The organism is Protofrankia coriariae, assembly GCF_001017755.1.
Lineage (GTDB): Bacteria > Actinomycetota > Actinomycetes > Frankiales > Frankiaceae > Protofrankia > Protofrankia coriariae.
In genome coordinates, this window is record NZ_JWIO01000040.1 from 33777 (window position 1) to 41788 (window position 8012).

10 protein-coding genes and 1 tRNA gene are annotated in these 8012 nt (G+C 69.9%); 10 read left to right on the top strand and 1 reads right to left on the bottom strand.

The features are described 5' to 3' along the window. From FrCorBMG51_RS29915 to FrCorBMG51_RS19635, 6 genes are all read left to right on the top strand, one after another. Positions 1–607, top strand: a 607-nt coding sequence (locus tag FrCorBMG51_RS29915) for a class I adenylate-forming enzyme family protein (protein WP_200902518.1), incomplete at its 5' end; no start/stop codon positions are given. Then, complete coding sequence (locus FrCorBMG51_RS19615; protein WP_047224507.1) at positions 604–1413, top strand: enoyl-CoA hydratase/isomerase family protein; 810 nt, start codon at positions 604–606, stop codon at positions 1411–1413. The genes FrCorBMG51_RS29915 and FrCorBMG51_RS19615, both read left to right, overlap by 4 nt. A gap of 13 nt (positions 1414–1426) precedes the next feature. Next, complete coding sequence (locus tag FrCorBMG51_RS19620; protein WP_047224508.1) at positions 1427–2233, top strand: SDR family NAD(P)-dependent oxidoreductase; 807 nt, start codon at positions 1427–1429, stop codon at positions 2231–2233. After that, complete coding sequence (locus tag FrCorBMG51_RS19625; protein ID WP_200902519.1) at positions 2230–3246, top strand: phosphotransferase family protein; 1017 nt, start codon at positions 2230–2232, stop codon at positions 3244–3246. The genes FrCorBMG51_RS19620 and FrCorBMG51_RS19625 overlap by 4 nt, the downstream gene beginning before the upstream one ends. Beyond that, positions 3240–3710, top strand: a complete 471-nt coding sequence (locus FrCorBMG51_RS19630; protein WP_047224509.1) for a hypothetical protein — start codon at positions 3240–3242, stop codon at positions 3708–3710. The genes FrCorBMG51_RS19625 and FrCorBMG51_RS19630 overlap by 7 nt, the downstream gene beginning before the upstream one ends. Continuing rightward, positions 3700–4638, top strand: a complete 939-nt coding sequence (locus tag FrCorBMG51_RS19635) for a PDR/VanB family oxidoreductase (protein ID WP_047224510.1) — start codon at positions 3700–3702, stop codon at positions 4636–4638. Before FrCorBMG51_RS19630 ends, FrCorBMG51_RS19635 begins: the two co-directional genes overlap by 11 nt. A 217-nt stretch (positions 4639–4855) precedes the next feature. Here the strand turns inward: FrCorBMG51_RS19635 and FrCorBMG51_RS19640 are convergent. Further along, a tRNA-Asn gene (locus tag FrCorBMG51_RS19640) sits at positions 4856–4928 on the bottom strand. A gap of 289 nt (positions 4929–5217) precedes the next feature. Here FrCorBMG51_RS19640 and FrCorBMG51_RS19645 point away from each other — a divergent pair. From FrCorBMG51_RS19645 to FrCorBMG51_RS31785, 4 genes are all read left to right on the top strand, one after another. Next, positions 5218–5517 carry a P-loop NTPase family protein gene (locus tag FrCorBMG51_RS19645; protein ID WP_047224511.1) on the top strand — a complete coding sequence of 100 codons (300 nt, stop codon included), beginning with the start codon at positions 5218–5220 and terminating at the stop codon, positions 5515–5517. 169 nt (positions 5518–5686) lie between these two features. Then, positions 5687–6058, top strand: coding sequence for a winged helix-turn-helix transcriptional regulator (locus FrCorBMG51_RS19650; protein ID WP_047224512.1), 372 nt, complete (start codon positions 5687–5689; stop codon positions 6056–6058). A 187-nt stretch (positions 6059–6245) separates the two neighbouring features. Next, positions 6246–7271, top strand: a complete 1026-nt coding sequence (locus tag FrCorBMG51_RS19655; protein ID WP_235433745.1) for a PaaX family transcriptional regulator — start codon at positions 6246–6248, stop codon at positions 7269–7271. A gap of 111 nt (positions 7272–7382) precedes the next feature. Then, positions 7383–8012, top strand: a 630-nt coding sequence (locus tag FrCorBMG51_RS31785; protein WP_047224535.1) for an AAA family ATPase, incomplete at its 3' end; no start/stop codon positions are given.

Sequence of the window (8012 nt, forward strand, 5' to 3'; positions counted from 1 at the left end):
GACCCTGCGGCTGCCGGCGGACGCGGTCCGCGGCAAACGCACGTCGGTCGGCAAACCCCTGATGCTGGAGGACATCCGCATCATCGACGAGGCCGGCGCGGAACTCCCCCCGGGCGAGAGCGGCGAGATCGTGGTGCATTCGATCGGGATGATGACCGGCTACTACAAGAACCCCGAGCTGACCGAGGAAGCGACGTGGACCGCCCCGGACGGTCGCGGCTTCATGCGGACCGGGGACATCGGCCATCTGGACAAGGACGGTTTCCTGTATGTCTCGGGCAGGCTCAAGGATATGATCAAATCCGGTGGTATCAACATCTTCGCTGTGGACGTCGAGCGGGTCTTCATGCGCCATCCGGACGTCAGCGAGGCCGCGGCCATCGGCGTGCCGCACCTGAAGTGGGGCGAGACGCCCCTGGTGGTCGTCATCCCACGCTCCGGCGCGGAAATCGACCCGGAGGAGCTCCGGCAGTGGGCCAACGAACGCCTGGCCAAGTACCAGCGCGCCAGCCATGTCCTGGTCCGCGGGGAGCTGCCGCGCGCGGTTTACGGCAAGGTCGCAAAGGCCGAGCTGCGCAGGGAGTTCGGATCGGGGGCCGGGCTGTGACCGACATCCGCTACCCCGACTACGAGAGCCTGGAACTCGACTGGCCCGAGCCGCACGTCCTGCGCGTGACCCTCAGCCGCGGCAGGATGAACTCGCTCGACTTCCAGATGCACCGGGACCTGAGCTCGATCTGGCGCCTGATCGACGAGGATCCCGAGGTGTCCGCCGTGGTCCTCGCCGGAAAAGGACGGGCATACAGCGCCGGCGGCGACTTCGACATGGTGCAGCGCATCATCGACGACTACGACTTCCGCTGCCAGATGTGGAAGGAAGGCCGTGCCCTGGTGCAGAACATGCTCGACTGCGGCAAGCCCATCGTGTCCGCGATCAGCGGAGCGGCGGCAGGCGGCGGGCTGGCCACCGCCCTGCTGGCGGACGTGAGCGTCGCCGGCCGCACCGCCAAGCTCGTGGACGGGCACACCACCCTGGGCGTGGCCGCCGATGACCATGCGGTCGCGATATGGCCGCTGCTGTGCGGACTGTCCAAGGCGAAGTACTACCTGATGACCAGCGACGCCATCACGGGCGAGGAAGCCGAGCGCATCGGGCTCGTGACGTTCTGCGTCGACGACAACCTGGTCGACAAGCATGCTCTGCACATCGCGTCCCGGCTCGCGCACGGGGCGCCGAGCGCGATCCGCTGGACCAAACAGTCGCTCAACAACTGGGTTCGCGCCGCATGGCCCTCGTTCGAAGCCTCCCTGGCGTTCGGAATCCTGGGCTTCACCGGACCCGAGGCGACCGAAGGCCTGGCCGCTCTGCGCGAGAAGCGCGCACCGAACTTCGTCCAGCGTTCCTACATCTGAAGGCGAGTGTGACATGCCCAGCACAGCGGTGGCCCCCCCGCGGCGGCCGGCCCTGCCCCTCAACGAACGCACCTACATCGTCACGGGCGCCGGCGGCGGCATCGGCGGTGCCGCGGCGGCCAGGCTGCTCCGGGTGAGTTCGAACGTCGTCGCGGTCGACCTGAGCTCGCGTCGGCTCAACGGCACGATCGAGTCCACCCGCGGGCTGCCCGGAACCCTGCGGACGATCAAGGCTGACGTGACCTCCGAGGCGGGGGTTCAGGAGGCGGTCGACTTCGCGGTGACGGAGTTCGGCTCGGTGCAGGGCGTGGCGAACGTCGCCGGCGGGATGGTCAACATCAACCGTGACGTCTATGACGTGCCGCTGGAGTCCATCTCGTTGGACAGCTGGGTGCAGATGTATGCGCTCAACGTGAACAGCGCCTTCCTGATGTGCCGCGCGCTGGAAAAGCACTTCGTTGCGCAGGGCTACGGAAAGATCGTCAACGTGGCCTCGCTGGCTGCCTTCGCCAACCGTCTCGAACTCGGTAACGCCGCCTACAACTCGGCCAAGGCCGCGGTGGTCGCGCTCACCCAGAGCGTCAGCGTGCAACTGGGCCGTCAGGGGATCCGGGCCAACTGCATCGCCCCGGGGCTGGTCCTCAGTGACCGGGTACGCGCGTGGATCGACGACGGATACCTGAATCGGCACCTCGAGTACACGGCACTCGGTGACGTGCCCACACCGGAAGACCTCGGCGAAGGCATCGCGTTCTTCCTCGAACCCCAGTCCGATGCCATCACAGGCGAGACCCTGCGAGTCGCAGCCGGCGTCCGATGACCCGACCCACCCTTCCTCAGCACGCACCGGCCCAGCTGGCCGCTCGCGTGCGGGAACTGCTACGTCTGCGCCTGCCGGAGGCCGGGGAGGTGACCGTTTCGGAGCCGGTGCGGGTCTTCGGCGGGAACGCCCGCATCGCGTGGGCCTGCGACGCCCGCTGGGCCTTGGGCCGGGACACGCACGCGAGCAAACACGAGGAGCCGTTGATCCTGCTCGTCCGTGCCCCTGGCTCGCAGGTACAGACCGACCCGGCACACGAGTTCGTGGCACTGGACGGGCTGGCCGAACGTGGCGTACGGGCGCCGAAAGTGTGGGCGCACGACCCGGACGGGCATCTGTTCGGGGCACCCGCGGTGCTCCTCCAGCGGCTGCCGGGCCGAGCGGACGCGGTGGAGTACCTCTCGGCCGACACCGAGCTGGGCCGTGCGCGAACCCTGGACCTGGCCCGGGCGGCAGCCGAGCTACACGCCGTCACACCGGCCGCGGGAACCGGTGAACCGCAGCTGGCCTACTGGCGCGCACGATTCGAGGACTGCCGCCTTGAGTCGTACCCGGCGCTGTCCTGGCTGTACGACTGGCTTGACGACAATGCCACCCCACCCGCGCGACCAGCGCTCGTGCATGGTGACTTTCGGCCGGGCAACGTCCTCTACGAAGGCGCCCGCATCGTCGGTCTGCTGGACTGGGAGATGGCGCACGTCGGCGACCCGGTCGAGGACATCGCGTGGGCCTACCACGCCCTGTGGAGCCCGGAGCGGTTCGTGCCACTCGAGGAGTTCGTCGCGGCGTACGAAGCGGCCGGAGGCGTACCTGTCACCGGAGCGGCACTGCGCTGGAACCGCGTCTTCTGCGAGGTCAGGTACGCCACGATCAGCCTGCAGGCAGCCCGTGCGGTCATCGACGGCCGTAGCCACAACCTACGGCTGATCGACCGAGCCCGAACCGTGATCCCTTCCGTCCAGGCGTGCCTGGAGTGGATCGGAGCCAGCAGGCCGTTGGAGACGCCATGCTGAGACCAACCCCCGGCGAGCTGCTCGAGGGGCTTCGCCGTGAACTGCGCGACGAGGTTCTGCCTGCCGTGCCCGCCGGGTCCGCCGCCCGCCAGCTGCGCGCGGCGATCCATGTCCTCGGCAGGCTCGCGGACACGTGGGATGTGCAGCATCACTATCTGGAAACGGACAACGTCGACCTGGAGGTGACGCTCGCCAGCCTCGCCCGGCTCGCCGGTGTGCAGCGCACGAGGCAGCCACGCCGGCCGCAACCTGCGCCCGGCGTCACGGATCGTGGGCTGAACGATCTTATCGCGCGCAACGATTCACTGCAGAGGGAACTCGAACTGCTACAGAACCGGCACCGTGAGAGTCGGCACCATGCCGCCGGACGTGAGGACGAGGAGTTCGGTTGCGTTCTCCTCGAACTGCACCAGCGAAGGACGAACCGCGCAGCAGCCGCCGCAGGAGTAGCTCATGACCGATGACACTCGCGAAGTCGTGGTAACCGAGCGAGTCCAGCACGCCCACGACGTCGTGGGACTCACCCTCGCCGACCCCTCCGGCGCCGCCATCCCCGACTGGCAGGCCGGCGCACACATCGATCTGCTGCTGCCCGAGGGACGCGCACGCCAGTACTCCCTGTGCGGCAGTGACGGGGCCTGGAGCATCGCGGTGCTCAACGCGCCCGACGGCCGTGGCGGATCGGCCTGGATCCACGACAACATCCGCGAAGGCGACGTGATTCAGGTCCGGGGCCCGCGAAACAAGTTTCCACTCGCGGCCGCGCAACGGTACGTCTTCATCGCCGGCGGCATCGGGATCACGCCGATCATCGCCATGGTCCGGGAGCTGGAGCGCCGGGAAAACCAGAACTGGCGGCTGACCTACGGCGGCAGGTCCCGCGAGTCGATGGCCTTCCTGCACGAGCTCGAGGGCAGGGGCGAGCGCGTGACCATCGCACCCCAGGACGAGACCGGGCTCATCGACATCCCGGCGGCGCTGGGCCAACCACGGATCGGAACCGCGGTCTACTGCTGCGGACCAGAACCGCTGCTCAGGGAGGTCGACCGTGCGTGCCGTTCCTGGCCACCCGGGACACTGCACGTCGAGCGCTTCGCTCCGGTCGAGGCCGACGACACGGGCGACCGGCCCTTCGAGGTCGTGGCCGAGCGCTCCGGTATCACCGTGATCGTTCCCCCTGGCGTTTCCGTGTTGGACGCGCTCGCCGACCAGGGCATCCACATCGCCACCTCGTGCGGCGAGGGCGTGTGCGGCACCTGCGAAACCAAGGTGTTGGCGGGCGAGGTCGACCACCGGGACTCGCTCCTGACCGAGGAGGAGCGCACCGCCAACACCGTGATGATGGTGTGCCGCTCACGCGCACGCGGCGCACGGCTCGTCCTCGACGTCTGACCGCGGGGCCAGAAGTCCAGATCGCCCACCGTGAACGGTTCTGTGATCCACACCGCTCGAGCGGGACGACGCTCCGGTCGGCACGAAGACTTATTGATCAGTCCGCAGGGCAGTTAAAGATCAAAAATCTTCACGGCTGGACGGGGTGGGACTGACGGCCAAAGCGTCACCACTGCGGTGATCGCACAAGGCTTCGAGCCTCCGACCTGGGCTTGTGCTCCCGCGACAGGACTCGAACCTGTAACCTGCCGGTTAACAGCCGGACGCTCTGCCAATTGAGCTACGCGGGATCGCGACGCTCCAGACGATGACGTCGGGAGCATCTGACTGGGCAAGGTTACCTGAGGTTCGCGCGGATGGTTCAGCGGGGTAGTAAACACGGGTCGGTCGGCTGGTTGACCGTCGGCGTGCGGCCGCTCGGGCAGGATGGTCATGGTTGCGGGCGCCCTGCCCGTTGTTGTCCGGTGACGGCGGCCACCGGGTGTGGGTGGCGACCGTGCGCGGGCGCCGGCGGCCAGGAGCGTTCATGCGTTCGTGAAGGTCGGCAAGGGTGCACAGTGACACCGAGCGGGAGGCAGCATGCACGTCAGACCCGGTTTCATCGTCGGTTTCGGGCTCGGCTACCTGCTGGGGGCCCGCGCGGGCCGGGAGCACTATGACGCGATCATGCGTCAGGCGCGCGCGGTCCGGGAGCGTCCGGAGGTGCAGAGCGCGGCCGGAGTCGTCTCGGCCCAGGCGGGCAGCCTGCTGGAGCGGGCTCGCCGGACACTTGGAAGCGTCACCGGCCGGGGCGAGCGGACGGCGCCGGCCACCGGCACCTTCGTCGGCACGGTCGGGGCGCACAGCCCGAACGGTTCCGGCGCGATCCGCACACCCTGACCACGGCGCGCGACATAGCGCGACACGGTACGTGATGGCGTGCGGCGCGCCATGTGACAGCCCGTGATGCGTGTTGTGACATATTGCGTGACGGCGTGTGACGTAATATGTAACAACACGCCGAATAATACGTTACAGTGTGTGATGATATGTATGACGGCGGGGTGGCATGGCACGTGACGGTGCGCGAGCGGACGCGGCCTCCCAGGGTGTGGCCGCGCTGGCCGAGGTGATCGACCTGCTGGGCAGGCGGCACGCGCTACCGGTGTTCTGGATCCTGCGGGACGGGCCGACGGCGTTCCGCTCCCTCGCGGCCCGGCTGGACGCCACCGAGTCGCACCTGTCCCAGCGGCTGCGCGAGCTGCGCGAGGCCGGGATCATCGAGGTGGGCGAGGCCGGTGACTACCGGCTGAGCGCGCACGGACGGCGCCTGCAGGGCGTGCTCGAGCCCCTCGACGGCTGGGCGCGTCAGTGGTCCCGGCTCGGCCCGCGTGGGCGGGTGCCACGGGGATCGGCGACCCACGGCCGCGGGGAGTCGTGACCACGGGCCGCCACGGGCCGCCACGGCGGCGAGGAAGTACGACCGCGAATCCACGGGGTGTCGCGTCGCGTCGCGCCGCGTCCGGCCTCAGGCCGGGCTGACGGGACGCGCGAACCCGCCGGACCTGTCGGTTCGGCATACCGGCGCGTGGCAGCTCTGGATGTATCGGCTCGTAATATCGTCTTCCGTGGTAATCACCGGACCCGTCGTCACCCGGGACCATACGTCCAAAGTCGATCTTCCGCGCTTTCGGCTCGGCGCCCAGCCGCAACGTCTGCTCATGACCCTGCTCGGCGACTACTGGCACGGGTGCGAGGAGCACATACCGTCCGCGGCGCTGGTGCGTCTGCTGGCGGACTTCGACATCTCGACGGTCGGCGCGCGCGCGGCGCTCAGCCGGCTCGCGCGCCGTGGGCTGCTGGAGTCCTCGCGGGTCGGCCGCAACACCTACTACGGCCTGACCGGCCAGGCGGCCGAGGCGCTGCAGGACAGCGCCGTGCGCGTCCTGTCGTTCGGGCAGGCCGGAACCGGGTGGGACGGCAGGTGGGTCGTTGCCGCCTTCTCGCTGCCGGAGGAGCAGCGTGACATCCGCCATGCCGTTCGCAACAGGCTGCGCTGGCTGGGTTTCGCGCCGCTCTACGACGGCATGTGGGTCTCCCCCCGGCAGGAGGCGGAGGCGGTCATCCGGATGTTCGCCGAACTCGGCGTGCCCAACGCGACGGTCCTGACGGCGGTCGAGGCGACCGGGGTGGTCGAGACGGCCGGGACGGGCGGGATGAGCGCGATGGCCGTGGCGGTCGGTCCCAGAAGGCCGATCGAGGCCTGGGACCTCACCGAACTGCGCGCCCGTTACGAGGACTTCATCCGCACCCACACCCTCCTGCTCGGACGGATCAGGGCCGCCGACGTGGACCCGGCGGAGGCGCTGGTGGCCCGGACCGCGGTCCTGGACGCCTGGCGGCGCTTCCCCGGCCTCGACCCCGACCTGCCGCTGAAGCTGCTGCCGCCCCAGTGGCCGCGGGTACGGGCGCACGCCGTCTTCGCGGAGGTATACGACGAGCTCGCGCCGTTCGCCGTCGACCGGGTACGGCAGGTGATCTTCTCGGTCGCTCCGGATCTTGCCGGCCTCGTCCGCCATCACACGGTCGGCCGTCCCGGCGCCGGCTGGCCCACGCCCGTGCCGGCCCACGGCCACCCGGCCGTCACCCGGTAGGCACGGCCGACAGGTACGGCAGGCCGGCCCGTCACGCGCCGGGAGCGGCCGCCCGCCGCCCGCCNGCCCGCCGCCCGCCGCCGGGTGGCAGGGCCGGCATACGGTAGGTGGGTGAGCCTGTTCGACGCCGGGCTCGAGCAGGCCCTGGCGACGTCGGGTCCGCTCGCGGCCCGGCTGCGCCCCCGCACCCTCGACGAACTCGTCGGGCAGCGTCACCTGCTCGGCGCGGGCAGCCCGCTGCGGCGCCTGGTGGAAGGCGGCGGCACCACCTCGGTCCTGCTCTGGGGGCCGCCGGGCAGCGGCAAGACGACGCTCGCGCACATCATCTCCGGCTCCGGCGGGCGCCGGTTCCGGGAGCTGTCCGCGGTCACCGCCGGTGTCAAGGACGTACGGGCGGTGATCGACCAGGCGCGGGACACGCTCGCGGTGTCCGGCGTCCGCACGGTCCTGTTCATCGACGAGGTGCACCGTTTCACCAGGACCCAGCAGGACGCGCTGCTGCCGGCGGTGGAGAACGGGCTGGTCACCCTGGTCGCCGCTACCACCGAGAACCCGTTCTTCTCCGTGGTGGCACCGCTGCTGTCCCGGTCGCTGCTGCTCACCCTGGAGCCGCTCACCGAGGACGACCTGCGCGTCCTGGTCCAGCGGGCGCTCGACGACCGGCGGGGGTACGGCGGCCTGCTGACGATGGACACGGACGCGGTCACCCATCTGCTGCGCCTGGCCGGCGGGGACGCCCGC

Coding starts and splice junctions, on each gene's coding strand:
- FrCorBMG51_RS19645 (WP_047224511.1), top strand. CDS start 5,218: ATGCACGTCAGACCCGGTTTCATCGTCGGTTTCGGGCTCGGCTACCTG.
- FrCorBMG51_RS19650 (WP_047224512.1), top strand. CDS start 5,687: ATGGCACGTGACGGTGCGCGAGCGGACGCGGCCTCCCAGGGTGTGGCC.
- FrCorBMG51_RS19625 (WP_200902519.1), top strand. CDS start 2,230: ATGACCCGACCCACCCTTCCTCAGCACGCACCGGCCCAGCTGGCCGCT.
- FrCorBMG51_RS19635 (WP_047224510.1), top strand. CDS start 3,700: ATGACCGATGACACTCGCGAAGTCGTGGTAACCGAGCGAGTCCAGCAC.
- FrCorBMG51_RS19630 (WP_047224509.1), top strand. CDS start 3,240: ATGCTGAGACCAACCCCCGGCGAGCTGCTCGAGGGGCTTCGCCGTGAA.
- FrCorBMG51_RS19620 (WP_047224508.1), top strand. CDS start 1,427: ATGCCCAGCACAGCGGTGGCCCCCCCGCGGCGGCCGGCCCTGCCCCTC.